The following is a 24,708-nucleotide window of genomic DNA, read 5'->3' as shown; positions in this document are numbered from 1 at the left end:
AAAAGGGCGTGATCATGTCGCCGACATTGGCGTTCTTGACCAGGACGACGCCGTCGAAAGGCGCGCGGATCTCGGTGTTGTCGTAGTTGACCCGCTGTACCGTCGCCTGCGCCTGCGCCTGCGCGAGCGCCGCGCGCGCGCTGCCGATCGCCGCCCGCCCGGCGCCGACGCCGGCGCGCGCGGCCAGCGCCCGGCGCTGCGCCGCGTCCACCGCCTGCGACGAAACGAAACCGCGCGCGCGCAAGGCCTGCTGGCGCTGCAGTTCGACTTCCGCGTTGGCCGCTTCCGCCTGCGCCTGTTCCACGTTCGCCTCCGCCTGGCGGACACCGGCCGCCGCCTGCGTGATCGCCGCCTGGGCGACGAGCAGCGCCGCCTGCACATCGCTCGCGTCGAGGCGACCAATCAATTCGCCCTGGCGTACCGGGCTCCCCTCACGCACGCGCAACTCGATCAGCCGGCCGGTCCCCTTGGAGGCCACCGAGGCGCGGCGCTGCGCGACGACATAACCGGAAGCGGTGAGTTGCGCGTATTGCTGCGCCGGATAGGCGCTGAATACCGGGCTGAGCTGCACATCGAGCGTACGCGGCAGCAGAATGAAGGCAGCGAGCGCGCCAAGAGCAAGCGCCGCCACCAGCCAGACGAACAGTCGCCGGCGGCGACGGCGCAGCGGAGCGGCGCTGCGCTCGACCCTGAGCTGCGCCAGCGAGACGGTGGCGGGCTGTTTTTCTGCTTCGTTCATTGGGCGGAGAGAATCATCGGGGGCTGGGAAACTCGACTGCGGCGACCGCGCGCGAGGCGCCGCCCGCCCGTGGTTGCTGGCCATCAGCCGGCCGCGCAGCACATCGGCAGACGGAGTATCCCGGCGCGCACAGGCTCGTGTCAAGCGACCGATCAGCAAGCTTGGCGCAAGTGCACAGCTCGACCTCGCGCATCGTTCGACCACGGCCCGCTCGTTTGCCGAACCGGCGCGAACACGTCGCCCGCCAACCGGGATTTGCGACCATTTCCTGACGACCGCTCAAGCGGACCTGGCTTCGCCGGCCACCGCTTGCGCGACTGTCGGTGCGTCGCTGGCCGCTGCCGAAAGCGCGCGCTGGCGCGCAAGGTGCGCTCGCAACTGGGCGATGACGGCGCACGCGGCGCTGATCTGCTCGGGTGGAATCTTCTGATGGACGAACTGGTCGAGCAACTGGCTGACCAGACCGTCGAGATGCTGCTCCATCTGTTGGATGTTGGCTGGCGAGAGGGAATCCACTTCGCGCAGCATCGCCGGCAGGTGAGCCAGGTTGCGGCGCGTCTCGTCCGGCCGGTGCCGGCGCCAGAAGCCGCCGACGGCCAGGGCCAGCGAGCCGAGCAGGCCGCCGAGAATCGACAGCGTGAACAACATGTCCATCGCCCGCTCGAAGGCGCTCACCTGGTTGCCGTCGAGGTACGCCGCAGCGCCCGGATGCACCGGTAGAAAGCCCTTCTTGTCGGTATCCGGCGGCTCGACCTGGCCGGCATGCGGCCAGGTGACGGCGAGTTTCGCGCGCGTCGCCAGAAGCAGGCGGGTGAGCTCGCCGGCAACGTCGTCCAGCATCGAATTGCGCGCCACCAGACGTACCGACAAAGCCACGGTCGTCACCTCGTCGTCGGGCACCGCCGGCGCGGCGACAAAGGCAGCAGCGGGTATCTCGATCTCCTCATAGACCGGGTGCTGGGCGACAATCGCCTTCGCCTTGAGATTGAGGAAGCGCGGCGGCTTGCCGGTTGCCCGGAGAATGTCGCGCGCCGCGTCGGCCGTCGCTTCGATGCCGGCCAGTCCGAGGGCGACGACGGCAGCCGCCGCGCGTCGCTGCAGCACGTCACCGGCGTCGGCCGGCCGCGTCTGCACGATACTGTGCGGCCGAATCCGGTAGAACTCCATCACCGTGCGAAACAGCGGGTCGCTCGCGGTCGCCTCGTCGAGCACGGCGATTTTCGCGCCGTTCAAGTCCTTCATCGACTTGACCGGCGATCCGGCGGAAACCATGACGAGCAGGGCGGCTCGTCGCAGAATGACGAGCGTGCCGGCACTGCTCGCCCCCGGGTGATCGCTGCGTGCGACGGCGATGTCGGCCTTGCCCGCCTGCAGGACGTCGGCGCTGCCCTGCAGGTCGGCGCTTTCCATCAGGACCAGGCGGACGCGCGGGTGCTCCTCGGCCATCACGCGCTTGTAGGCGGACATGAATTTCTGCCCGTCGCTGCCGACCGGGCCCGTCGCGACACGGATCGTGTAGCTCGCCGAGAACATCCACGGCAACCATGCCCAGACCGCGGCAAACGCACCCGCGACGATGAACAGCAGCCCACCGACGATCAGCCACTTGCGCACTGCCGGCCGACCTCGTCTACCCCGTCCAGCGGCGCCCGGCTAGGCGCTGAACACCGGCGTCGCGGGCAGCTTCAAGGCGTGCGGCAGCACGCCGAAGCCTTCGGCGCGCGCGCTACGCAACTGCGCCGCGCTGCTCCGCTGCAGTTGCAGGTGCCCGTCGACAAAAGCGGCGAGCAGCGCGAAATCGAAGCGGTCGACCTGTGCGCAGCAGTCGAGGTCGGCCGGCGGCAGGTGCGGATTGGTCGCGGCCTGGAAACGCCGGCCAAAGTCGGAATCGCGCACGCGTTCGCCATACCACGCCGGGTTGACGTCGTCGCCACGCAGCAGCGCTTCGAGGTAGTCGGCGCAGGCGATGTCTTCATCGCCGTCACGGTCTACCCATTCGCCCGTGATGACGAAGCAGACTTCGCTCGGCTGCAGCGCGCGCAGCGCTTCGGCCGTCGCCCGGCCGAGAACCAGGCTGCCGGCAAACAAGGCGCGTGCTTGGCGGAAGCGTGTCAGTCCGCGCACGCCGGCAGCGGTCGTCTGGATCAGCGGCCGGCCGCGCAGGTCGATGCCGTGCAGCGCCGACGGCGAGTTGCCGAAATCGAAACCGGGAATCGGGTCACCGCCGCCGACCGCGCCGCTGGTCACCGCGGCCGGCAGGCTGCGCTGCAGGCGAAAGGCGCCGGCAATGCTGTCGACCGGGTAGATCGTCGGCGCGCCCGCGGCAAAGGCGTAGGCGGCGGTGGTAAAGGAGCGCAGTACGTCGATGACGACGACGACATCGTCAGGTTCGCGCGCCTGGTCGAGGCGGTTCAGGTACAGCCGGCGTGTGCGCATGGCAACGACTTCCTCCTTGTTCTTAGTGCCGCGTGATCGGTTTGTAGCGAATGCGCTTCGGTTTTGCCGCTTCCTCACCCAGCCGGCGCTTCTTGTCGTCTTCGTACTCGCGATAGTTGCCGCTGAAGAAGCTCCATTGTGAATCGCTTTCGCAGGCCAGAATGTGCGTGCAGATGCGGTCGAGAAACCAGCGGTCGTGCGAAACGACGAGCACACTGCCGGCGAATTCGAGCAGGGCGTCTTCGAGCGCGCGCAGCGTCTCCACATCGAGGTCGTTCGAGGGTTCGTCGAGCAGGAGAACGTTGCCGCCGGCGATCAGCGTCTTGGCGAGGTGCAGGCGACCGCGCTCGCCGCCGGAGAGTTGCCCGACCGGTTTCTGCTGATCGGCGCCCTTGAAGTTGAAGCGGCCGAGATAGGCGCGCGCCGGCGTTTCGTACTTGCCGACGGTCAGGATGTCGGCCCCGCCCGAGATTTCCTCGAAGACGGTCTTGCCCGCGTCGAGGTTCGTCCGGCTCTGGTCGACGTAGGCGAGTTTGACCGTCGCGCCGATTTCGATCTCGCCCGCATCGGGCTTCTCCTCGCCGATCAACAGGCGGAAAAGCGTCGACTTGCCGGCGCCGTTCGGCCCGATGATGCCGACGATGGCGCCGGGCGGCACGCTGAAACTCAGCTTGTCGATCAGCAGCCGGTCGCCAAACGACTTGCTGACCGCGTGGAAATCGATCACTTTGTTGCCCAGGCGCTCGCCGGCGGGAATGAAGATCTCCTGCGTTTCGTTGCGTTTCTGGTACTCGACGCTGGACAGTTCGTCAAAGCGCGCCAGGCGCGCCTTGCTCTTGGCCTGGCGTGCCTTCGGATTCTGGCGCACCCATTCGAGTTCCTGCTTCATCGACTTCAGGCGTCCGGCCTCCTGCTTCGCTTCGGTCGCCAGACGCGCTTCCTTCTGTTCGAGCCAGCTCGAATAATTGCCCTTCCACGGGATTCCCTGACCGCGGTCGAGTTCGAGGATCCACTCGGCGGCGTTGTCGAGAAAGTAGCGGTCGTGCGTCACGGCGACGACGGTACCCGGAAAGCGGACGAGAAACTGTTCCAGCCAGTCGACCGACTCGGCGTCGAGGTGGTTGGTCGGCTCGTCGAGCAGCAACATGTCGGGCTTCGACAGGAGCAGTTTGCACAGCGCCACGCGCCGCTTTTCGCCGCCCGATAGCGTGCCGATCGACGCCTCCCACGGCGGCAGGCGGAGCGCGTCGGCGGCCAGTTCGAGCTGGTTGGCGAGATCGCTGCCGGCGCCCGCGAGGACCGCTTCCAGACGCGCCTGTTCCTCGGCGAGCTTTTCGAAGTCGGCATCGGGTTCGCCGTAAGCGGCATAGACCGCAGCGAGTTGTTCCTGCGCGGCGAAGGCTTCGCCGAGGCCGGACTCGACCTCCTGGCGGACGTTACGCGCCGGGTCGAGTTCGGGTTCCTGCGGCAAGTAGCCGATCTTCAGGTTGGGCATCGGCGTTGCTTCGCCAATGATGTCGCGGTCGACGCCGGCCATGATGCGCAGCACCGTCGACTTGCCGGAACCGTTCAGGCCCAGCAGTCCGATCTTGGCGCCGGGGAAGAACGAAAGCGAGATGTCCTTGATGATCTGTCGCTTGGGCGGCACGATCTTGCCCACGCGAAGCATCGTGAATACGTATTGAGCCATGGCCTTGGCGGTCGTCGATCCGCGGGTGATGAGGGTTGAACGGGCGGTGCACAGGCGCTCGGGCAGCGCCGGCAGAAGCGCGCAGCGGACTAGGCTGCACAGCCCTCAGTCTACCCGAGTCCGCGGCCGTTTGGCTTCGAAAAAAGCGCTTGTCGGGCCGCTCATCGAGCCCGACGTCAGCCGTCCAGCCTACTTGTCGACGAAGGCGCGCTCGATGACGTAGTCGCCCTGCGCGCCGATATAAGGCGAAACCTGGAAGCCGTGTTGATCGAGCAGCGTGCAGCAGTCCTTGATCATCGCCGGGCTGCCACAGACCATCGCACGATCGCGCTGCGCATCGAGCGGTGGCAGGCCGATATCCGAAAACAGCCGACCGCTCGCCATCAGATGGGTGATTCGCCCCTGGTGCAGGTAGGCTTCGCGCGTCACCGTCGGGTAGTAGATCAGGCGCTCGCGCACCAGATCGGCGAAGAATTCGTGCGTCGGCAGTTCGCGCTGGATGAAGTCGCTGTACGCCAGATCCTTGATCCATCTGACACCGTGGATCAGGATCACCTTGTTGAAGCGCTGGTAGGTCTCGGGGTCCTGAATCAGACTGATGAACGGCGCCAATCCGGTGCCGGTGGCGAGCAGGTAGAGATGTTCGCCCGGCCGCAGGTCGCGCAGAACCAGCGTTCCGGTCGGCTTGCGGCTGACGACGATCTCGTCGCCGACCGCCAGATGCTGCAGCTTCGAGGTCAGCGGCCCGTTCGGCACCTTGATGCTGAAAAATTCGAGGTAGTCGTCGTGATTGGCGCTGGCTATGCTGTACGCGCGCGTCAACGGACGACCTTCCTGCGGCAGACCGATCATGACGAACTGGCCGTTGATGAAACGCAGCGCCGGATCGCGCGTCGTGCGGAAGCTGAACAGACTGTCGTTCCAGTGATGTACCGAAAGAACGCGCTGGGAAGAAAAGTTGCTCATTGGCGTGGGCCTGGGCTGGCGATGGTGGACGACATGCATCGTAGTTCGTCGTATTCTGTTTGCAAAACAGATTTTCTGGATAATCCTTAGCGATTTTGCCTCTAACCAGACGCCATGCGATTCACCCTGCGCCAGATCGAGGTTTTTGTCGCCGTTGCCCGCCACGAGAACGTTTCGCGCGCCGCCGAAGAGCTTGCTCTGTCACAGTCGGCCACGAGTGCCGCGCTCGGCGAGCTCGAACGTCAGTTCGACACGCAGCTCTTCGACCGCTACGGCAAGGCGCTGCAACTGAACGAAGTCGGTCAGACGCTGCTGCCGCAGGCCATCGAACTGATCGAGCGGGCGGCCGCCCTCGAGCAGGCACTCGCCGGGCGCAGCGGCTACGGCCATCTGCGCCTCGGTGCGACGCTGACCATTGGCAACTATCTGGCGACGCTGATCGTTGCCGACTTCCTCAAGCGTCACCCGGAAAGCACGGTGGGTCTGGCCGTACACAACACGAAGACGATCGTCGAGCAGCTTGCCCGGCACGAGCTCGACCTCGGCCTGATCGAAGGACACTGCCGCCATCCGGAACTGCTCGTCGAACCCTGGGTGGCCGACGAACTGGTCGTCTTCTGCGCGCCCGGCCATCGGCTCGCCAGGCGCACTTCGGCGACGCTCGACGAACTGGCGGGCGAAGCGTGGATCGTTCGCGAAGCGGGTTCAGGAACGCGCGAGACGCTCGATCAGGCGCTGCGTCATCATCACGCGCCGCTCGCGGTGCGTCTCGAACTGGAACATACGGAAGCGATCAAGCGCGCCGTCGAATTCGGTCTGGGCATCGGTTGCATCTCGCGCCTGGCGCTGCGCGAGGCTTTTCGCCGCGGTAGCCTGGTTGCCGTCGAGACGCCGGAGCTTGATCTGCGCCGGCACTTCCATTTCGTTCGCCATCGGCGCAAGTTTCAGACCGCCGGCATGCTGGACTTCATCGCCTCGTGCCGGGCGCTGAGCGCGGGCGTCGCGCGCAGCGACCAGATCGAGTGGCCGTTCATTCCCTGAAGCGGCATTGCCGGCTTGCGCCGGCGCAGGCCGGCGAGGAAAGCGCATGAGCGGGATCGGCGCGGCGCGCGCCGAACGGCACTCTACTTCTTCAGGCTGTCGCGAATCTCGCGCAGCAGGATGACTTCCTCGGCGACCGCCGGCGGGGCTTCCTCGACCACCGGTTCGCTCTTCTTCAAGCGGTTGACCTGCTTGACCATGATGAAGATGATGAAGGCGAGGATGATGAAGTTGACCAGAATCGTGATGAAGCTGCCGTAGGCGAAAACCGGCACCTGCGCCTTCTTCAGCGCGTCAAGGGTCATCGCGGTTCCCTCGGGAACCTTGCCGAGAACCAGGAACATCCCCGAAAAATCGAGTTTGCCGCCCATGATCCAGGCGATGAACGGCATGATCAGGTCGCCGACGACCGAATCGACGATCTTGCCAAAAGCCCCGCCGATGATCACGCCGACGGCGAGATCCATGACGTTGCCCTTCATTGCGAATTCCTTGAACTCCTGCAGCATGCTCATCCTGTGCTTCTCCTTGAATTGAATGATTTGTGTTATTGGGTTGTGTTGCGCGGGCGGCGATTATAGAGGCCCGGCGCAGGTTGCGGGAAGCCCCCTACAAGCTGCGCAGCCGTTCAGCCGCCGCGGCCAGCGTCGTTTCCTGCTTGGCGAAACAGAAGCGGACGACGCCGTCGTCGCGTCCATCGTGGTAGAAGACCGACACCGGAATCACCGCAACGCCGGCTTCACGCGTCAGCCAGTGTGCAAACTCGACATCCGGCAAGGCTGAGATCCGGCGGTAGCGCGCCAACTGAAAATACGTCCCGCGGCACGCTAACAGATCGAAACGCGAATCCTGCAAGAGTGTGCGGAAGAAATTACGTTTGCGCTGGTAGAAGTCGGCCAGTCCGAGATGGCGCGCAGCCTCGCGCATGTAGTCGGCGATCCCCACTTGGCACGGTGTATTGACGGTGAAGACGTTGAACTGATGGACCTTGCGAAACTCGTTCATCAGGTGGGCCGAGCCGACGACGTAGCCGATCTTCCACCCCGTGATGTGATACGTCTTGCCGAACGAAGAGACGACCAGGCTGCGCGCGGCGAGTTCCGGCCGGCGGCTGACGCTGTGGTGTCGCGCGCCGTCGAAGACGATGTGCTCGTAGACCTCGTCGGCGAGAACGACGATGTCGGTGCCACGCGTCAGTTCGGCCAGGTGCTCAAGATCCTGCGCCGACCAGACGGCACCGGTCGGGTTGTGCGGCGAGTTGATGATGATCATGCGCGTGCGCGGGCCGAGCAGCGAACGCACTTGCTCCCAGTCGGGTCGGTAGTCTGGGTAGGACAGTGTCGCGAAGCGCGCCTTGCCGCCGACGGTTTCGATCGCCGGAACGTAGCTGTCGTAGACCGGTTCGAAGACGATCACCTCGTCGCCCGGGCGGACGAAAGCGGCGATCGCGGTGAAGATCGCCTGTGTCGCGCCGGCGGTCACCGTCACCTCGCTCTCGCTGTCGTAACGCACGCCGTAGAGCGACTCGACCTTGTCGCTGATCGCCGCGCGCAATTCGGCAACGCCGGCCATCGGCGGATACTGGTTGCGCCCCATGCGCATCGCCTGCAGCGTGGCTGCGAAAAGCGAATCGTCGGGCTGGAAATCGGGGAAGCCCTGCGACAGGTTGATCGCGCCGCAGTCGGCGGCAAGTCTGGACATGATGGTGAAAATCGTCGTGCCGACCTGCGGCAGCTTGGAATCGATGGCAAGGGAGGATTGGGGCATGGCGGGCAAGCGGTCGAGGGAACAACGATCGGAAGCGGGCGAGGACGGCGCTGAAGCCGCTGATGGCGCGCACGGTAAGCGAAGCGGTGGGCGCGGAAACAGTGTGCCGCGCGCGCCATAGTCTAGGTGATCTGGCCCGGCGTGCCTACTCCCGGCGACGGCGCCGCAAGCGGTTCGATTTCAGCCGGCGCAAGGTATGCCGGCCGGGCTCAGAAAGCGACGCGCAAGCCGACTGTGCCGCCAACCTCGCTCTGCCCCTGGCGTACTTCGCCCGTCAGCCCGGCATAGGCATACGCTGTGCGGCTCAGTCGCCAGGTGCCGGCCAGCCGTAACTGCGCAAAGCTGCGCCCGACCTGCGGCGCGCGCAGCGCGAATTCGCTGCCGGCGAGGCTGGCGTGCACATTCGCACGCAAGGCGCTGCCCCAGTCCTGGCCAAGGCCCAATTGCACTTCGTAGGTCAGCGCGGCATTGAGCGGGTCCTTGTCCAGCGAAGCGGCAGCCAGACCGAGCATGGCGCGCACGTTCGTCGCGCTGTAACGGCGCAGATGCAGGGCGGCCGGCGAGTCTCCCGCTTCGTCGGTGGCCTGTCGCGTAACGTGCTGGGCGAGCACGCTGGCGAAGGGCTCGACGACCGTCGCTGCCACTTCGAACGGCTTGCGCAGCGTGCTGCCGGCGAGCCACGTGGCGCCACCCTGGTCGGTTTTCAGGCGCTCGCCGCCGCCCAGCGGGTCGGCGCGCCGGCTGGTCCACCGACTGCGCCCATAGCCGACCAAACCGTCGAGGAGATACGCGTCGGCGCGGTACTGACCGTAGGCAAAAAGCACATTCTCCTCGACCGAGCCGGCGCCAAGCGTTTGCGCAACATTCGTATCGGCGTGCGCCAGGCCGATTCCCGCGCGTACGCCGTCCGCCTCGAACAGATCGCCGCCCACGGCAAACTCGGTGCGCGTGGCGCGCAAGCCACTCGCTGAGCGATCGCCGCTCCAGTGGCCGCGATCGCCGCCGACCTCAATCCACAGCGCGCGGCGCGGCGTAGTGTCATCCGACGCTGGCGCAGGCGCGTCGGCCGAGCGAGCGCGGGTTGCGCCGAGTTGGCGGCGCAACGCAGCCTGCACCCGCGGCCCGGTGCGCGGGGCAACAGCCGCCAGCGCGGCATGCACTTCGCCCGGCAGCGTGTTCAGCGCGCCCGGAATCTGCTCTCCGGGGAGTCCGGTCAGCGCGTAAAGGAACTCGCTCTGCGCCGAGTTGGTGTTGCCTTGCTGATCGGCAACGCTCAGCCGATCGACGGCATCGGCCGCCGCGCGGCGATTGTCATTGGCGCTGCTCAGCACGCCACCGTAGGCCGCTGGCGCGACGCGCAGGTCGATGCTGCGGTTGCCGCGCACATCGTAGAAGGCGAGCAGACGCGTGCCCGCCGCCAGGCCTTCGGCCTCGGCGACCGAGGCGAAACGGCCAACGATTCCACCTTCCGCGCTGACGATGCGGAAGCTGTCGCCGAGTTGCGGAACGTAGGGGACGTAGACCTCGCTGCCGCTGAGCGCGCGCAGCCGGGGCTGCAGCCGGGCACCGCCGGCAATGAACTGATTGCCCGCTCCGGTAACCAGCAAGCGCGAATAGTTGCCCGGGCCCGACGCCGTACCGCGTCCGTTGATCTCGGCCTGGAAGGTCGAACCGGGCAGCATCTCGACCGTTCCAGCGACCGTCAGCGTCGCCGGCGAGTTGCCCGGGGCGAGCGTTCCGCGCACGCTGACCGGCCCACGCAGCACGCCGTCGCCGCGCAAGAGCGCAGCCGGTTCAATGCCGACGCTGCCGGCGAGTTCGCCATTCACCTTGAGTTCGCCCTGCTCGACGCAGATGCCGCCGGTCAGAGTCGCCGCGCCACGCAGGTTGAGCGTGCCGCCGCCGGTCTTGACGACGCAGCCACCGGTCGTACCGGCGATCGTACCGGTCAGAGTCGTTGTCGTTCCTGGCGCAACGTCGAGCAGCGCGCCGCCGGCCAGCGCCATCGTCTGCGGCGTCGCCAGGTCCAGGCCAAACTTCAGCCGTCCGCCATTGAGCGCCACATCGCCCCAGCCGAGCCCCCACGCGTTGTTCACCTCGACCAGACCCTCGTCGATCGTCAGGCCGCCGGTCCAGCCGCTGCCCGGCGTATGATCGCCGGCGTTGTCACCGGCGAGCACCAGTGCGCCGGCGCCCTGCTTGATCAACCGGCCGCTGCCGGACACGCTGCCCGTGCTGGTCAGCGTTGTACCAGCATCGGTGATCAGGGTTCCCCGGGCGCCGACATAGATCGTGCGCGCCGTCGACACATTGGCCGAAGTGCGCAGCGTCCCGTTGTCCAGGCCGAGCGGTCCGGCCGCGTTGCCCAGGCTGCTGTCGGCGGCAATCCGGACGAACGCGCCGCTGCCGATCAGCGTACCGCCGGCGTAGCGGTTCGTCCCGCCGAGCGTCACCGCTCCGCCGATCACGGCAAGCAGGCCGGAACCCGAAATTTCTCCGTCGAAACTGCCGCCGGCGCGCCATAGGACGAGGTCGTTGGCACCGAGCAGGACCAGACCATTGCCGTTCAGGCTGGCCAGCCAGGCGGCCCCCGAATGCGGGGACAGATCGAGAACGCCGTGATTGACGAAAGTCGACTGACCGGGGAAAGCCAGCCCGGAAAGCGCCAGCACGGCGCCGGGAACGATCGTCGTCGTGCCCGTAAACCCGCTGCTCACCCCGGAAAAGACGTGCAGGCCGCGCAGAATCGAAATCTCGCCGCTGCCCTGGAAGTCGCCGCTGAAGACCGGGTTGGGATAGCGGTCGGGCCCGGCCAGCGTCAGCCTGCGGTCGCCGAGCACGACGCTGCCGCTCCCGTCGAGTGCTTGCAGGGTGACGCCGGCGCTGCTGCCCGAAATGTCCAGCGTCCCGCCGTTGAGGATCCGCGCGGCCGAAGCCAGATCGCTGCCGCCCTGCACGGCGAGTGTTGCCCCCGCCTCGATGGTCACCTGGCCAGGCGCCGCATAGGCGCCACAAAGGTCGACCCGGCCGCTTCTCACCCGGAACCCGCCGTCATGCGCGACGCTGCCGCAGAGTCGCAGTGTCCCGGTGCCGTCCTTGACCACCGATCCCGGGCCGTCGACCGATCCCGCGTTCGTCAGCGTACTCCCGGCATCGATATTGAAAGCGCCATCGCGGAACAGGAGGTGTATCGCACGCTGCATCGAAAAGCTCGAAGTGGCGCGCAGCGTGCCACCGTAGAGGCGCAGCGCGCCGCCTGGATCGCCCAGGTTGGCGTCACTGCCTACACTGAGGGTCGCTCCATCGTTGATCGTCGTACCACCCGCGTAGGTGTTGGCGCCGCTGAAGACCTGGTTGCCGGCCTGCACGCGCACCGCGCCGGGGCCGGCGATGACTCCGGCAAACGTGCCGCCGGCGGCAGTCAGAACCAGCTCGCCGACGCCGAGGAGCACCCGGCCATCACCCGAGAGCGCCCTGATCGCGGTACCGTCTGCTTTCTGAGCGAGGTCGAAGCTCCCGTCGTTGCGCACCTCTGCCGAGTCCTCGATGCTCGCGCCAGTGGCCAGCGCCAGCGTCGCTCCGCGACTGATCGTCGTCCGGCCAGTGTAGGTGTTTCGCCCGCCGAAGGTGCTCACGCCAGCTCCGCTGAGCGTCAGCGGGCCACTCTCGTTGCGCTGGTCAGCAATCGTGCCGGTGAACAATACGCGATTGCCGTTGGCGTCTATCGTGCCGCCACGGTTGCTCAGCGTGAAGCCCAGATCGATCGTCGGTACCGGGCTGTCGATGCGCAGGACGCCCCCGTCGAAGGCCGGCAGCAGGGTGTTGCCAAGTGCGCTGGCGAGGTGCGCCGCCTGCGTCGAATCGATGCGGGGAAACGTTTGCAAGGCAAACGACGACTGATAGCGCAGCGATCCGAAGCTCCACCGGTTGCGGATGTTCTCGTCAAACTGGACAAAGTCCGCGGCGAAAGCCATCACCTCGCCGGTCCCGGAGTATTGCGCCTCGAGCACGGTAAATCGGCCGCTCAGCGTATTGTTGCCACGCCCGTTGCCGGAAAAGTCGAGACCGGGGCTGGACACCGCCTGGAAAGGCCAGCGCTCTGCGGACGGGTAACTGCCGGGCGTCAGCGGCGCGCCGTAGGGGGCGGCGAAGTCGAGATACCACCAGCGTGTTGACCAAGGATCAGGGTTGCTCGCGAAGTCATTGATGGCAAAATGGACGCCCTGATCGAAAGAGCGCGTCGCGGTAAAGCTGAAGCCACTCCCGGTGGTCGGCGTGATCAGCACGCTCTCGCCCTGACCAACCCAGCTCATGGGCGAACTGACAAAGGCGAAAGCGGTCTCCGCCGTTGTTTCGCCGGCCCAGAAGAACGACGCGCAGGCGGCCATTCCGGTCAGCCCGCAACGCAGCACTGCTTTCATGTCCATCCTCCCCAGTCTGCTCTATTGCGATGCAGCGAATCCATTCCCCAGCCGGAAAATACGCTGCTTTGGCTTGGCGGACAAGGTAAACTTGTGCCGCCGTGAGTTCCTTGGCCGGCGCTCCTGGCGGTCCTCGACGGCCAGGTCAGCGGCGAGCGCGCTGCTTCGGCAAATCTTTCGCACCAACACGGAGTATCGACAAAATGCCCATCTACGAATACGCGTGCGCCGCCTGCGGCAGCGAGTTTGAAAAGCTGGTTCGCGAGTCCTCGCCGGCAGCCGAGTGCCCCAACTGCCACAGCACCGACTTGCGCAAGAAGCTGTCTGCTTTTGCAGCGCTGAGCAGCGCAGCGGCACGCGAACTGCCCGCAGCGTGTGGCAGTTGCGGCCACCCGGACGGACCCGGCGCCTGCCGATTTCAGTGAGCGCCCGGCCGGGGCGGGCCAAGCCCGGCGTATAATCGCGCTCCGCCTTCGCCACCAACGCCATCGTGTCCGACCGCATCGCCGTACTCGCGCAGCACCTGCTGCCCAAGCAGGCTCTGACCCAGCTCGCCGGACGCCTGGCGGCGAGCAACGCGGGCAGCCTGACCACCGCCGTCATCCGCTGGTTCATCGGGCGTTACGACGTCGACATGAGCGAGGCGGCCGAGCCCAATCCGGTTTGCTACCCGACGTTCAACGAGTTCTTCACACGTGCGCTGCGTGACGGCGCGCGCCCGCTCGCCGAGGCGGATTTCGTCTGCCCGGTCGACGGGGCGATCAGCCAGTTCGGTCGCATCGAGCGCGACCAGATCTTTCAGGCCAAGGGGCATCGTTACTCGACCGCCGCACTGCTCGGCGGCGACAGCGAGCGGGCTGCGGCCTTCGTCGATGGCGACTTCGCCACGCTCTACCTCAGCCCGCGCGACTACCACCGCATCCACATGCCAGTCGGCGGTCGCCTGCGCCAGATGCTTCACGTTCCGGGCGAGTTGTTCTCGGTCAATCCAGCCACCGCGCGCGGCGTCGCGGGCCTTTTTGCGCGCAACGAGCGCGTCGTCTGTCTGTTCGACGCCGACTTCGGCCCCTTTGTGTTGACGCTGGTCGGCGCAACGATCGTCGGCAGCATGGCAACCGTCTGGCACGGAACGGTCAACCCGCCGCGCAGCGGCGAAATCCGCTCCTGGACTTACGACGACCGCCGTATCGAACTCGCCAAGGGAGAGGAAATGGGCCGCTTCATGCTCGGCTCGACGGTCGTCATGCTCTTCCCGCGCAACACGCTCGCCTTCAACCCGGACTGGCGCGCGGCGCGCCCTGTCCGCATGGGTGAAATGATGGCAAAGCGCACGCCCAGCGGCGCCTGAACAAGCCCGCCGGGGTTGGCACGCGCGGCTGGCGGCGAGTTGCGCACCGCCCGGCCGCGCTCACAACTCGATACTCAAACGGCAGAACGCCGACGCGCCGCGTACAGGCCAAGCAGGCCCAGCCCGAAGAGGGCGAGCGAAGCCGGCTCGGGAAGGCTCGGGCCCGGCTGGAAGTTGTCGCGCAGACCCATCACGCCGTTGATTTCGTTATCGCCGTCGGCTTGCAGCGCACCCGGACCACCCCAGACGATCGAAGCGTAGCGGAAGGTATCGGCGGTACCCGTGCCCACCGCATAGACGAAGCCGTCCCAGAGGACGCTGGTGTCGCTGTAGATGCCTTCCAGCCAGACGCGCTCGGTCACCGCCTGCGTCCAGGTGATCATGTCGTTCGACAGATAGACGGTGGACTCGATCGCCTCGAGCGGCAGCGGGGTATGGTCGATCGAGTTGAAGACGGCTGCCTTGCTCGCCTGGAAACCGAGATCCCAGACGCTGTTACCAATCGTGTTGTCCGTCTGGATCCAGTGCTGGTCGATGGCGTTGCCACCGACAGCCGCGCCGGCACTGCCGAAAGTGTAGTTGTAGGTGCTGTCGTTGCCGTCGCTGACGCCCGGCTGATCGAACGAAGTACCGTATGCGCCGAAAAGCGGGTTGGCGACGACATCGACACCGTTGAATTTCTTCAGCGTCGCCGCAGCATAGCCGGTAGCATCGAAATTGCTGTCGTCGAGCAGGTTGTTGGCGATCACGGCTTGACGGTTGGCCAGCGTGTTCGATCCGTAGTACAGCCCGGCAAAGGTTCCGACGCTGGCTCCCTGCCAGGAGCGTGCGTCATTCGGGTCGGTGAGCAGGGCGGCTTGCGCGGCGCTGGTGGAAAGCAGGGCGAGCGATACGGCGACGATCTTTTTTTTCATCTGGGAATCCTCCGTTGGGGTGATGCGAAAGACTGGAAAGCGAAACGCGAAAAATCATGAAATGTGCTCGATGGCCCGGCCGCGACATTTCGCAGCGACACCGAGCATTTTTCGTGCCAGATCAGATGCAGTTTGTATTCATTGGCGTTTTATCCGGTACCTGGCGACCGCCAGGCAACACGAAGCGGGCGCCGCAAGCGCCCTCGCCACTCGCTCTGTAAAATTTTCCGACGAGGCTGACGGCAATCCGTCGCTGACGGGCCGCCGGCTGGCCGGCAAGCTTGGCGCCGGTGCTATCATTTTTTCTTTTCTTCGCCGTTCGCCGATGAGTCTCTACCGCTTGAAGCCGCGTTTCCAGGCCTTGTTGCGCCCCTTCGCCCACCTGCTCTACCGGCTTGGCGCAACGGCCAATCAGGTGACGCTGACGGCTTGCGCTGGTTCGCTGCTGGTCGGCGGCGGGCTCGCCCTGAGCGCTTCGGCTGGGCAGACCGGGTGGTTTCTGCTGCTGCCCGGATGGTTCTTCCTGCGCATGGCGCTGAATGCCATCGACGGCATGCTCGCCCGCGAGTTCGCGCAGCGCTCGAGGCTGGGCGCGTATTTGAACGAGTTGTGCGATCAGGTGTCGGACGCGGCGCTGTATCTGCCTTTCGCTTTTCTCTCGCAGGCGGGCGGCGCGCTGCCGGTGCTCGTCGTCGTTCTCATCGTCCTTGCCAATCTCGCCGAGATGGCCGGCGTCCTGGCGATCGGCGCCAGCGGCGAACGACGCAACGACGGTCCGCTCGGCAAGAGCGATCGCGCTTTCGTCTTTTCCGTGCTTGGCCTGCTCCTCGCTTGCGGCGTCCGTCCCGGGGAATGGCTGGTGTGGGCGCTGGCGGCGATCACCGTGCTGCTTGTTCTGACCATCGTCAACCGCGTTCAGCGCGGCGTCGCCGAGAGCAGCGGGAGCGCCGGCGCGGATTCCCCGGCCGAGCAGACGAGCAGCCCGATCAGGCAAGGAGAAACGTGATGCGCCAGGCGCAGGAACTCGAGTTTACGACGCACGATGGCAGTCGGCTGTTCTACCGCCACTGGCCGGCAGTCAACGGCGGTGACGCAGCACCGACGCTCGTCCTGCTGCACCGCGGGCACGAGCATTCGGGTCGCCTGCAGCATATCGTCGACGAACTCGCACTCGATCACTTTGCCTGCTTTGCCTGGGACGCGCGCGGGCACGGTCGCTCGCCCGGGGCACGCGGCGACAGTCCGAGTTTCGCCGCGCTGGTCAAGGATCTCGATTGCTTCGTGCGCCATCTGCAGACGGCGCACGGCGTCGACGGCGAGCGCCTGGCACTGATCGGGCAGAGCGTCGGAGCGGTGATCGCAGCCACCTGGGTACACGACTACGCGGCGCCGATCCGCTGCCTGGTGCTTGCTGCACCCGCGTTCAAGGTGAAGCTGTACGTTCCGCTGGCGCGCGCCGGACTGACCCTGCTTTACCGCCTGCGCGGCAACTTCTTCATCACGTCCTACGTCAAGGCGAAGTTCCTCAGCCAGGATGTCGAGCGCATTCGCTCGTACGACGAGGACCGGCTGATTGCGCGGGCGATTTCGGCGCGCGTTCTGCTCGGTCTGCTCGCCGCGGCCGAGCGCATCGTCGACGACGCGCCGGCGATCCGCCTGCCGGTCCAGTTGCTGATCCCGGAGAAGGACTGGGTGGTCTACCGGGCGCCGCAGGAGCAGTTCTTTCACCGCCTTGGCTCGCCGCGCAAGGAGTGCCACGTCTTGCCCGGTTTTCTGCATGACGCGCTCGGCGAGCGCGACCGGCAGATCGCGCTGGCGCACGTGCGCGACTTCGTCGAGCGCGTCTTCGCCAGCCCGGCGACGGCCGATTCGCTGCTGCAGGCGGATCGCGACGGTCATACGCACGCCGAGGAACTGCGCCTGCGCCAGCCGCTGCCGGCGTTCTCCGTGCGCCGGCTGGGCTTCGCGCTCACCCGGCTGGCCATGCGCAGCCTCGGACGCCTGTCGGAAGGGATCCGCATCGGCCTGGACAGTGGCTTCGATTCGGGTCGCAGCCTCGACTACGTCTATCGCGACCAGGCGCGCGGCGCGCTGCTCGTCGGCCGGCTGATCGACCGCGGCTACCTGAATGCCATCGGCTGGCGCGGCGTGCGCATCCGCCGCGCTCATCTGCTGCAGGCGATGGCTGCCGCCGCGCAGGCGGTGCACGCAGCCGGTCAGGCGCTGCGCATCGCCGACATTGCCGCCGGTTACGGACGCTACGTGCTCGACGCCGTCGACCGCTTGCGCGAACGCCCGGCGTCGATCGTCCTGCGCGATTTCAGCGCGGCGAACGTCGCCCAGGCGCAGGCGCTGGTCGAGGAAAGGCATCTGGCCGACATCGCACGCTGCGAAGTCGGCGACGCCTTTGACCAGGACGCGCTTGCCAGCTTGCAGCCACGGCCGAACCTGGTCGTCGTTTCCGGGCTCTACGAGCTGTTCTCCGACAACGAAGCTGTCTTGCGCTCGCTGCGTGGCCTGGCACAGGCGGTGGAGGCGGGCGGCTATCTGATCTACACCGGTCAGCCGTGGCACCCGCAGATCGAAATGATCGCGCGCACGCTGACCAGCCACCGCGGCGGGCAGCCGTGGGTGATGCGGCGCCGCAGCCAGGCCGAACTCGACGAACTCGTGCGCACCGCCGGTTTCGCCAAGGTCGAACAATGGATCGACGACTGGGGGATCTTCACCGTTTCGCTGGCCCGCCGCCAGTGACTGGGGAAAGCCGGCAGCGCCTGGCGGGCGAAGCGTCCAGCGCCTACCCCTGGCCGCGCGCGCTTGTCTGGCTGCTCGTTCTGGCGCCGTTCTTCTTCGCCAGCTACGGCCTGGCCACCTGGCTCAGCGCGCGCCGCAGCGAGGTTCCCGTGATCGCCTTCGCCTGGGAGCAGCAGATCCCGTTTCTGCCGTGGACGATCGTTCCCTACTGGCTGATCGACCTCCTTTACGGCATTTCGCTCTTCCTCTGCCCGACGCGTCGCCGGCTCGACACGCACGCCGCCCGTCTGCTGCTCACGCAGATCCTGGCGGTCGCCTGCTTTCTCGCCTTTCCCTTGCGCTGCAGCTTCGTGCGCGGCGAGGTGGACGGCGTCTTCGGCTGGATGTTCGCGGCGCTCGACAGCTTCGATCAGCCGTTCAACCAGGCGCCCTCGCTGCACATCGCCTTGCTCGTCGTTCTCCTCGCCATCTACCGGCACGCCGTGCCGCGCGCCTGGCACGCGCTGGTCTATGCGGTTGCCGGTCTGATTGGCGTTTCGGTGCTGACCACCGGGCAGCATCACTTCTTCGACGTTCCGACCGGCGCCTGGCTCGGCTGCTTCGTCCTCTGGCTGCTGCCCGATGATGGGCAGCGCCGTTCGCCTCGAGCAGCGCTGACGCGCGATCCCCGGCGTCTACGTCTGGCGCTGATCTACCTGCTCGCCGCCCTGGCCAGTGGGCTGCTCGCCGGCGGCCTCGGCGGCGTCGGCCTGTGGCTGCTCTGGCCGGCTGCCGCGCTCGGGCTGGTTGGCGTGATCTATCTGCTCTGCGACGCCAGCGCGTTTGCCAAGGGCAGCGACGGTGCGCTGCCGCCGGCGGTCGTCTGCCTTCTGGCACCCTACCTGGCCGGCGCCTGGCTCAATTCGCGCTGGTGGACGCGGCGGGGCAAGCCGGCCGACGAGGTGGTGCCGGGAATGTTTCTCGGCCGCCTGCCGGGCCGCGGCGATCTGCGTCAGCTCGGCGTCAGGACGCTCGTCGACCTGTGCGCCGAGCTGCCGTGCACGACGCCGGGCGTGACCCACATCGTCGTTCCGCTGCTCGACCTGGTCACCCCCGACTGCGACGAACTCGAGCAGGGCGTCAGGGCGGTCGAACAGGCGCGCGCCGCCGGGGGTCCGGTGCTCGTCTGCTGCGCGCTCGGCCTGGCGCGCAGCGCCGTGGTGCTTGCTGCGTGGCTGCTGCGTCAGCGGCTGGCCGACACGCCGGAGGACGCGATCCGCCGCGTACAGGCAGCTCGCCCGGGCGTCGTCCTCGGCGACGCGCAGCGCGCGCTGCTGCAGCGCTGGCAGCAGTCGCCCGACTGCCGCGCGGCGACATCGGCGGCATGATCGAGCGCGCCGCCTGGCCACTGATGGGCGGCCTGGCAACCGTCCTCGTGGTCGCCTCGCTGGTCGGTCAGATCCTGCGCGTCGTCGTTGCCCACCGCCAGGCGCACCCGCTGATCGACAACCTCAACCGGCGAATCGCCGCCTGGTGGGTCATCGTCAGCGTCTTCGGCCTGGCCGTGCTCGCCGGCCAGGCCGGCATCACGCTGCTCTTCGCGCTCGCCTCGTTCGCCGCGCTGCGCGAGTTCATCATGGCCGGCCGGCCGGTTGGCGCGCCGTGCAGTCGGCTGCTCGCCGGCATGCTGCTCGCCGTTGCGCTGCAGTACGCGCTGGCGGCGAGCGGAGAAGCGCTGCTTTTCGCACTCGGCCTGCCGAGCGTGTTGCTGGTCGGCGTCGTCGCCAGCCGGCGGCGCGCGAGCTGCGCGGCAAACGCCTGCCAGGCGCCGCTGGCAAGCGGGCTGCTGATCTGCGTCTACGCGATTTCGCATATTCCGGCGCTGCTCGCGCTGCCGTCCACCGACGGACCGGGGAAGGTCTACCTGCTTGCTTTCCTGATCGTCGTCGTGCAGGCGAGCGACGTGCTGCAGTACGTCTGGGGGAAACTCGTCGGCCGCCGGCCGATCGCTCCGCGCATCTCGCCGGGCAAGACGCTGGCTGGCACGCTTGGCGGAATCCTGAGCGCCAGCCTGCTGGGTGCCTGCCTGTCGTCGCTGACGCCGTTCGCGCCGGGCAAAGCGGCGCTGCTCGCGCTGCTCATCACGCTGCTCGGCTTCGCTGGCAGCCTGTTCCTCTCGGCGAGCAAGCGCGAGCGCGGGATCAAGGACTGGGGTTCATTGCTGCCTGGGCACGGCGGCATGCTCGACCGCCTGGACTCGCTCTGGCTGCCGGCGCCGGTCTACTACTACCTGCTGCGCGCGCTTTGAGCGCCTCGTCGACACCACAGCCAGGTCAACAACGCACCCAGCAACAGACCGCCGAGCGCGGCGCCGCCTGCGGCCAGCCGGATGGCCGATTGCGCTTCGGCCATCAAGGAGTTGGTAAACACGTTGGCGGACAGGTGCAGGGCGACGACCTGCCAGCGCCCATCGATCTTCGCCGAGGTCGAGGTCCAGTTCGAGTCCAGCCTGAAAGGTCCGCGCGCGACCGGAAAGAACTCGTCTACCATCGTTCCGTCGGCGACGGCCACTTCGCCATTGCCGAAGAACCGCGCCGAAGCGCCGAGCTTGGCGGTGGTCAGATAGCGGTCGAGAATGCGCTGGTCGCCCTTCACCATACGATGGTAGTAGGCCCGGATTTCGTCGTGCCCACGCGATACCTCGCCGTTCAGCCAGGTGACCGTCGCCTGCGGATGCATCTGGGCGACCATGCGCTCGACATCCTGCGCATTGATGCTGGCCTCCATCTCGCGGAACAGCCTGATCAGCGCCTGACGGTCGGCGGCATGAGGATCATCGGCGGCGGTCGCCGGCGACACGCCGGCCGCCAGCAGAGCCAGGAAGAACGAACAAATCATCTGGAGCAGCGCGCGCATGGCACCTCCCGTTGTCCGGCAAGAAGACTGGCATGATAGCCCGCCCGCGCAGTGCGTGCCAGCACGGCGCGCACTGCGCGGGCCTAGCGCTCGAGGCGGCGAACCCAGAACAGCTCGTGCCGACGAACCGCTTTGCGGAAAAACTCGTTGTCTCCGGTCGCCGGCCAGCGACGGCCGGCGAGCAGCGACTGGATCAGTCGACGCAGGCGCGCCTTGCCCGGCAGTGCGCCTTGCAGGTCGTGCTGCATGGCCAGCGCCAACGCCTTGTCGATCTGTTCGGCCGGACTCAGGCAAGGGCTCCAAACACCGTCGGCGGGCAGCGCAGTCAGTGCTGGCGGCAAGGCGATGCCGCCGCCGGCCGGGCCCATCGGCCAGCGATCGTTGTCGTGCAGGTGGTTGGCGTAGAGCAGCGCCAGCTCGGGTCGCACACGCACCTGCCCGATCGCCTGCAAGAGCGCCGCGGCGCCGGCGACATGATCGGGATGCGGATCGAGCTCCGGATGCGGCATGACGACGATCTGCGGACGAAAGTGTTCGAGCACGGCGACCAGGTCGGCGATCAGGTTGGCGCCGGTCGGTAGTCCGTCGCCGTCGGCCGGCAGCGCCAGCGCATTGTGCCGGCGGGCGGGTCGGATGTCGCCCTCGCCCGACTCGCGCGAGGGGAAGACCTGCTCCGGCGCGGCGAGCATCGCCGGCAATTGCAGGCAGTAGTAGCCGAGTTGCACGCAGTGCTGTTGTGCGACGCCGCCCCAGAGCGGTACAGCCAGGCTGTCCCAGGTGCGCAGGCGGCCTTTCAGGCGCGCCGCCTGCGCTTTGTCGAGGCCAAGACGGCGGTAGCCGCCCGCCTCGACCTCGCCTTGCGTCAGGGTGACGATGCGCACCTCGCGCGCCCGGCTGTAGAGGCCGAATGCCGCCAGTTCGGCATCGTCGGCGTGCGGCGCGACGAGCAGCAGGCGCTCCTGCGTGTAGTCGGGATTGGCCAGCACGTACAAGCGCGCCGGCGCGGCCAGCGTGCAATGGCGCGCGACGATCGGCAGGCGCCCGCTGGCGAGCCGCGCCGCCTGCCCGGAAAGGTTGAGATAACGCCGACCACAGGCGGCGCGCTCGAAGTCCTGCCGGTCGTCGCCGATGATGACATGTGGGTCGAACAGGTAGCCGAGCGGGCGGCTGCGCAGGCGCACTTCGAGGATCAGCGTCTCGCCCCCCGGCAAGGCTGCCGGCAGCGACAGCTCACCGTCGGCGAGGACGACCTCCATACACGGCGTCGCGGCCGGAAAGTCGTAGGCGTAATCGACCCGCGGCGAATAGAACAGATGGTCGGCGAACCAGGCTTCGTGCGCGATCCAGCCAGCGAATACGAGCAGCGGTGGCAGCCACCAGGCGTAGACGCCGCCGACCGCGAGCAGCGCGAGCAGGCTGACCAGCACGAGGAAGCGCTTGCGCCGTCGATGGCGGGCGAGCAACTCCTGTTTGCGCGCCGCCGTCATTGCGCGCCGTTGTCCGCCGCGCCGGTGTCTGCCGGCCGACCGGCTAGCGCTGATAGACTGCTACGCGGTGACACCAGCGATCCTTGTACGGACGATCGGCGCGACCGAAAGAGAAGCGCAGCGCCTTGCGCCGGGCACGCGCCTCTTCCCAGGCGGCAAGCATGTTGATGTAAGTCAGCACGCTGCCCGGGCTGAGCTCTTTCGCTTCCGGATCGACGCCGCCGTTGATGTACTCGACCGACAGCCAATGCGGAGCCTCGACGCGGTAGATGATCTGAATCGCCACCGGCCGATCGTTGCGCAGCAGCAGAGAACCGGTCATGAATTCGCGCAACAGGTCGAAGACTTCCCCCAGATACGCCTTGCCGCGTGGCGCAAAACCCCAGCGGCGCTGGAAAAGATCGGCATAGATCATCGCCTGCTGCATCGGCGACAGGTCGGCCATCGCCTGCTGGCGGCCGCCGGCCTCTTCGAACAGGCGCAGTTCGCGCCGCTGGTTGTAGCGGAACTTGGGGGAATACTCTTCCGGCGAACGCACCAGGGACAGACCCTCGGCCTGCGGCTGCAGTCCGCTGATCTGCTCGGCGTTGATTTCCGAGACGTAGTGCATCCGCTGGCGAACCGGCACGCGCGCGTCGCGGGCAATCGGCAGGATGACTTCGGCGTTGCCGAGGTCGAACAGGTTGCGCCGGCCGCGCTGCTTGAGCACCTCTTTGGCCAGCGCCAGATGCGCGCCCCAACAGGGAATCGCCGCCAGCAACTGATCACCGGCAAACCAGCCGAGGTAGCGCACAGGGATACGCGCCAAGCACGACAGACGCCCCACGATCTCCGGATGCGTCGCCACGCTGCCGCCGAACTGATGCCACGCCTCTTCATACTCGTCGGCATCGATTTCACGCCAGCCACGCTCGCGCCAGCGGCGGAACAAATCCAGCATCGCTCAGCGCTCTCCGTCCTGTCCACGCGCCCGGACAATCTGCACGCCAACACCACGCCACATCTTTGCTTCTCTCCCCAGGCAGATCGCAAGACGGAAATTTACACCCTTTTCCGCCGTTTGCCCGCGACCCGAGTCCCGCCCGCATTCGAGCAAGGTCGACAAACGAGATCGAAGCGGCCGGACCCGCCGCGAGTGCATTCGGAAGTGCGCCTCTCGACTGTTACGTCCCGCCCTATTGAAGACGCTTCGACCCGAGCTATTCGGCATTATGGAGCAACCACCCCAGAGCGCCTCGCCCCGAGGCGACCACCAGCAGTTCTCATTTCAAACCCAAGGAAGGAGGCTGTTGATGTGGCTTGGTGCACGAGGATTGGGAGGACTTGGGCGATGAAGAGGGGGGGGAACTCGGTACTTTCTAAAAATAATGCGGGTAAACAGTGCGGTATGGTGTTAACCTCAATTTTGCTCGAAGTTTCGATGATTGCCAGGAACCCCGAACATTTCCGCCGTTGCCTCCACCCTGCTGCCAGGCCCCGCCGTGGCCTTGATCGAAAAGGTTCGCGATGCCTTCCGGGCTTTGCCCGACGGGGTGTGCTTTCGGCAAAGCTGCGTGAAATCCCAACGCGGGGCTGGTACCTTGGTAGGCCCGTAACTACCGTTCGAGAGGCCTGGCAATGCCGTCGTCGTTACCTGCAACCGCCCCGCAACTGGCCGAAACCGCTGCGGCGCTTGCCCAGTGGCGAAGCACCCGGCCGCGTAGTACTCGCATTCCGGAGGAACTTTGGTCGCAAGCGACCGAACTCGCCGAGCGGCACGGCCTCGCCAAGGTTGCCGTCGCCCTGAAGCTGGACTACAAGAGCCTGAAGCGCCGGCTGAGCGTCAGGCACTGCGCCGACGACGCGCGCAGCGCGCCCGTATCATCGAGCTTCGTCGAACTCAATCTCGGCCTGCCGCTGGCGCCAGCGGTTTGCGTCCTGGTTCTCACCGACCGAGCGGGCCGGGCGCTGCGCATCGAACTGCCGCAGGCGACGGGCAGCGAAGTTGCCGAGGTCGCACGTACCCTTTGGCAGGTCGAACCTTGCTCGCCCTGAACGCGCGCCTGCGCGTCTGGGTGGCTGCCGAGCCGGCGGATTTTCGCTGCGGCATCGACGGTCTGGCCCGACGTGTGCGGCAGAAGCTGGGCGAAGACCCGTTCAGCGGCGGTGTGTTCGTTTTCTGCAATCGCCGGCGCACGGCAGTGAAACTGCTGGTCTATGACGGGCAAGGCTTCTGGCTTTGTCAAAAGCGGCTGTCGCAGGGCCACTACC

21 protein-coding genes are annotated in these 24,708 nt (G+C 66.8%); 9 read left to right on the top strand and 12 right to left on the bottom strand.

The genetic code is table 11. The features are described from left to right. The 5 genes from Q1L59_RS13280 to Q1L59_RS13260 all read right to left on the bottom strand — a co-directional run. The coding region (locus Q1L59_RS13280; RefSeq protein ID WP_300332962.1) for a biotin/lipoyl-binding protein at positions 1-739 on the bottom strand (739 nt) is incomplete at its 3' end. A gap of 279 nt (positions 740-1,018) precedes the next feature. After that, positions 1,019-2,353, bottom strand: coding sequence for a TAXI family TRAP transporter solute-binding subunit (locus Q1L59_RS13275; RefSeq protein ID WP_300332961.1), 1,335 nt, complete (start codon positions 2,351-2,353; stop codon positions 1,019-1,021). A gap of 39 nt (positions 2,354-2,392) precedes the next feature. Next, positions 2,393-3,175 (bottom strand): 2-phosphosulfolactate phosphatase, encoded by a 783-nt coding sequence (locus tag Q1L59_RS13270; RefSeq protein ID WP_300332959.1) that lies wholly within the window; start codon positions 3,173-3,175, stop codon positions 2,393-2,395. A gap of 22 nt (positions 3,176-3,197) precedes the next feature. Further along, the gene (gene ettA, locus Q1L59_RS13265; RefSeq protein WP_300332956.1) at positions 3,198-4,865 is read right to left on the bottom strand and encodes an energy-dependent translational throttle protein EttA; all 1,668 of its coding nucleotides are present in this window, start codon (positions 4,863-4,865) and stop codon (positions 3,198-3,200) included. Positions 4,866-5,054: 189 nt separating this feature from the next. Further along, on the bottom strand, positions 5,055-5,831 hold the full coding sequence (locus Q1L59_RS13260) for a ferredoxin--NADP reductase (RefSeq protein ID WP_300332953.1): 777 nt from the start codon (positions 5,829-5,831) through the stop codon (positions 5,055-5,057). A gap of 114 nt (positions 5,832-5,945) precedes the next feature. Here Q1L59_RS13260 and Q1L59_RS13255 point away from each other — a divergent pair, with 114 nt between their 5' ends. After that, the gene (locus Q1L59_RS13255) at positions 5,946-6,872 is read left to right on the top strand and encodes a LysR family transcriptional regulator (RefSeq protein ID WP_300332950.1); all 927 of its coding nucleotides are present in this window, start codon (positions 5,946-5,948) and stop codon (positions 6,870-6,872) included. A gap of 83 nt (positions 6,873-6,955) precedes the next feature. On the opposite strand, the gene mscL is transcribed toward Q1L59_RS13255, so the two are convergent. The 3 genes from mscL to Q1L59_RS13240 form a co-directional block, all read right to left on the bottom strand. After that, on the bottom strand, positions 6,956-7,387 hold the full coding sequence (gene mscL, locus Q1L59_RS13250; protein ID WP_300332947.1) for a large conductance mechanosensitive channel protein MscL: 432 nt from the start codon (positions 7,385-7,387) through the stop codon (positions 6,956-6,958). Positions 7,388-7,481: 94 nt separating this feature from the next. Then, entirely contained in the window at positions 7,482-8,639 is a 1,158-nt protein-coding gene (locus Q1L59_RS13245; RefSeq protein ID WP_300332945.1) for a pyridoxal phosphate-dependent aminotransferase, read from the bottom strand. A gap of 209 nt (positions 8,640-8,848) precedes the next feature. After that, positions 8,849-13,060, bottom strand: a complete 4,212-nt coding sequence (locus Q1L59_RS13240) for an autotransporter domain-containing protein (RefSeq protein ID WP_300332942.1) — start codon at positions 13,058-13,060, stop codon at positions 8,849-8,851. A 203-nt stretch (positions 13,061-13,263) separates the two neighbouring features. On the opposite strand from Q1L59_RS13240, the gene Q1L59_RS13235 reads away from it, so the two are divergent. Both Q1L59_RS13235 and asd read left to right on the top strand, forming a co-directional pair. Continuing rightward, positions 13,264-13,485, top strand: a complete 222-nt coding sequence (locus Q1L59_RS13235; RefSeq protein WP_300332939.1) for a zinc ribbon domain-containing protein — start codon at positions 13,264-13,266, stop codon at positions 13,483-13,485. 65 nt (positions 13,486-13,550) lie between these two features. After that, entirely contained in the window at positions 13,551-14,408 is an 858-nt protein-coding gene (gene asd / locus Q1L59_RS13230) for an archaetidylserine decarboxylase (protein ID WP_300332937.1), read from the top strand. Positions 14,409-14,482: 74 nt separating this feature from the next. Here asd and Q1L59_RS13225 read toward each other — a convergent pair whose 3' ends face one another. Then, positions 14,483-15,322: a PEP-CTERM sorting domain-containing protein gene (locus Q1L59_RS13225; RefSeq protein WP_300332934.1), complete on the bottom strand. Its 840-nt coding sequence runs from the start codon at positions 15,320-15,322 to the stop codon at positions 14,483-14,485. Between the two features lie 325 nt (positions 15,323-15,647). Between Q1L59_RS13225 and Q1L59_RS13220 the strand changes: the two genes are divergently transcribed. From Q1L59_RS13220 to Q1L59_RS13205, 4 genes are read left to right on the top strand one after another with little or no spacing between them, the layout of a single operon-like run. Next, positions 15,648-16,328, top strand: a complete 681-nt coding sequence (locus tag Q1L59_RS13220) for a CDP-alcohol phosphatidyltransferase family protein (RefSeq protein WP_300332933.1) — start codon at positions 15,648-15,650, stop codon at positions 16,326-16,328. Beyond that, entirely contained in the window at positions 16,328-18,076 is a 1,749-nt protein-coding gene (locus tag Q1L59_RS13215; RefSeq protein ID WP_300332930.1) for a bifunctional alpha/beta hydrolase/class I SAM-dependent methyltransferase, read from the top strand. The genes Q1L59_RS13220 and Q1L59_RS13215 overlap by 1 nt, the downstream gene beginning before the upstream one ends. Then, positions 18,073-19,443 (top strand): phosphatase PAP2/dual specificity phosphatase family protein, encoded by a 1,371-nt coding sequence (locus Q1L59_RS13210; protein ID WP_300332928.1) that lies wholly within the window; start codon positions 18,073-18,075, stop codon positions 19,441-19,443. Before Q1L59_RS13215 ends, Q1L59_RS13210 begins: the two co-directional genes overlap by 4 nt. After that, positions 19,440-20,363 carry a phosphatidate cytidylyltransferase gene (locus Q1L59_RS13205; protein ID WP_300332925.1) on the top strand — a complete coding sequence of 308 codons (924 nt, stop codon included), beginning with the start codon at positions 19,440-19,442 and terminating at the stop codon, positions 20,361-20,363. Before Q1L59_RS13210 ends, Q1L59_RS13205 begins: the two co-directional genes overlap by 4 nt. Here the strand turns inward: Q1L59_RS13205 and Q1L59_RS13200 are convergent. From Q1L59_RS13200 to Q1L59_RS13190, 3 genes are all read right to left on the bottom strand, one after another. Next, positions 20,342-20,971 (bottom strand): nuclear transport factor 2 family protein, encoded by a 630-nt coding sequence (locus Q1L59_RS13200; RefSeq protein ID WP_300332923.1) that lies wholly within the window; start codon positions 20,969-20,971, stop codon positions 20,342-20,344. The genes Q1L59_RS13205 and Q1L59_RS13200 overlap by 22 nt on opposite strands. An 83-nt stretch (positions 20,972-21,054) precedes the next feature. Beyond that, positions 21,055-22,458 carry a PIG-L family deacetylase gene (locus Q1L59_RS13195; RefSeq protein WP_300332922.1) on the bottom strand — a complete coding sequence of 468 codons (1,404 nt, stop codon included), beginning with the start codon at positions 22,456-22,458 and terminating at the stop codon, positions 21,055-21,057. A gap of 43 nt (positions 22,459-22,501) precedes the next feature. Then, positions 22,502-23,398 carry a GNAT family N-acetyltransferase gene (locus Q1L59_RS13190; protein ID WP_300332919.1) on the bottom strand — a complete coding sequence of 299 codons (897 nt, stop codon included), beginning with the start codon at positions 23,396-23,398 and terminating at the stop codon, positions 22,502-22,504. Positions 23,399-24,075: 677 nt separating this feature from the next. On the opposite strand from Q1L59_RS13190, the gene Q1L59_RS13185 reads away from it, so the two are divergent. Both Q1L59_RS13185 and tnpB read left to right on the top strand, forming a co-directional pair. Next, on the top strand, positions 24,076-24,492 hold the full coding sequence (locus Q1L59_RS13185) for a hypothetical protein (protein WP_300332916.1): 417 nt from the start codon (positions 24,076-24,078) through the stop codon (positions 24,490-24,492). After that, positions 24,480-24,708: IS66 family insertion sequence element accessory protein TnpB (tnpB, locus tag Q1L59_RS13180; RefSeq protein ID WP_300332913.1), on the top strand; the 229-nt coding region annotated here is incomplete at its 3' end. The genes Q1L59_RS13185 and tnpB, both read left to right, overlap by 13 nt.

This window comes from Accumulibacter sp. (assembly GCF_029255125.1).
Taxonomy (GTDB): domain Bacteria; phylum Pseudomonadota; class Gammaproteobacteria; order Burkholderiales; family Rhodocyclaceae; genus Accumulibacter.
The sequence above is the reverse complement of the archived record's forward strand: the minus strand, read 5'-3'. Positions and strand labels throughout refer to the sequence as shown.

What these genes read in the sequence shown, in the direction of transcription:
- Q1L59_RS13270 (WP_300332959.1), bottom strand. Translation starts at nt 3,175, where the DNA reads ATGCGCACACGCCGGCTGTACCTGAACCGCCTCGACCAGGCGCGCGAA.
- ettA (WP_300332956.1), bottom strand. Translation starts at nt 4,865, where the DNA reads ATGGCTCAATACGTATTCACGATGCTTCGCGTGGGCAAGATCGTGCCG.
- Q1L59_RS13260 (WP_300332953.1), bottom strand. Translation starts at nt 5,831, where the DNA reads ATGAGCAACTTTTCTTCCCAGCGCGTTCTTTCGGTACATCACTGGAAC.
- Q1L59_RS13255 (WP_300332950.1), top strand. Translation starts at nt 5,946, where the DNA reads ATGCGATTCACCCTGCGCCAGATCGAGGTTTTTGTCGCCGTTGCCCGC.
- mscL (WP_300332947.1), bottom strand. Translation starts at nt 7,387, where the DNA reads ATGAGCATGCTGCAGGAGTTCAAGGAATTCGCAATGAAGGGCAACGTC.
- Q1L59_RS13245 (WP_300332945.1), bottom strand. Translation starts at nt 8,639, where the DNA reads ATGCCCCAATCCTCCCTTGCCATCGATTCCAAGCTGCCGCAGGTCGGC.
- Q1L59_RS13240 (WP_300332942.1), bottom strand. Translation starts at nt 13,060, where the DNA reads ATGAAAGCAGTGCTGCGTTGCGGGCTGACCGGAATGGCCGCCTGCGCG.
- Q1L59_RS13235 (WP_300332939.1), top strand. Translation starts at nt 13,264, where the DNA reads ATGCCCATCTACGAATACGCGTGCGCCGCCTGCGGCAGCGAGTTTGAA.
- Q1L59_RS13225 (WP_300332934.1), bottom strand. Translation starts at nt 15,322, where the DNA reads ATGAAAAAAAAGATCGTCGCCGTATCGCTCGCCCTGCTTTCCACCAGC.
- Q1L59_RS13220 (WP_300332933.1), top strand. Translation starts at nt 15,648, where the DNA reads ATGAGTCTCTACCGCTTGAAGCCGCGTTTCCAGGCCTTGTTGCGCCCC.
- Q1L59_RS13215 (WP_300332930.1), top strand. Translation starts at nt 16,328, where the DNA reads ATGCGCCAGGCGCAGGAACTCGAGTTTACGACGCACGATGGCAGTCGG.
- Q1L59_RS13205 (WP_300332925.1), top strand. Translation starts at nt 19,440, where the DNA reads ATGATCGAGCGCGCCGCCTGGCCACTGATGGGCGGCCTGGCAACCGTC.
- Q1L59_RS13200 (WP_300332923.1), bottom strand. Translation starts at nt 20,971, where the DNA reads ATGCGCGCGCTGCTCCAGATGATTTGTTCGTTCTTCCTGGCTCTGCTG.
- Q1L59_RS13195 (WP_300332922.1), bottom strand. Translation starts at nt 22,458, where the DNA reads ATGACGGCGGCGCGCAAACAGGAGTTGCTCGCCCGCCATCGACGGCGC.
- Q1L59_RS13190 (WP_300332919.1), bottom strand. Translation starts at nt 23,398, where the DNA reads ATGCTGGATTTGTTCCGCCGCTGGCGCGAGCGTGGCTGGCGTGAAATC.
- Q1L59_RS13185 (WP_300332916.1), top strand. Translation starts at nt 24,076, where the DNA reads ATGCCGTCGTCGTTACCTGCAACCGCCCCGCAACTGGCCGAAACCGCT.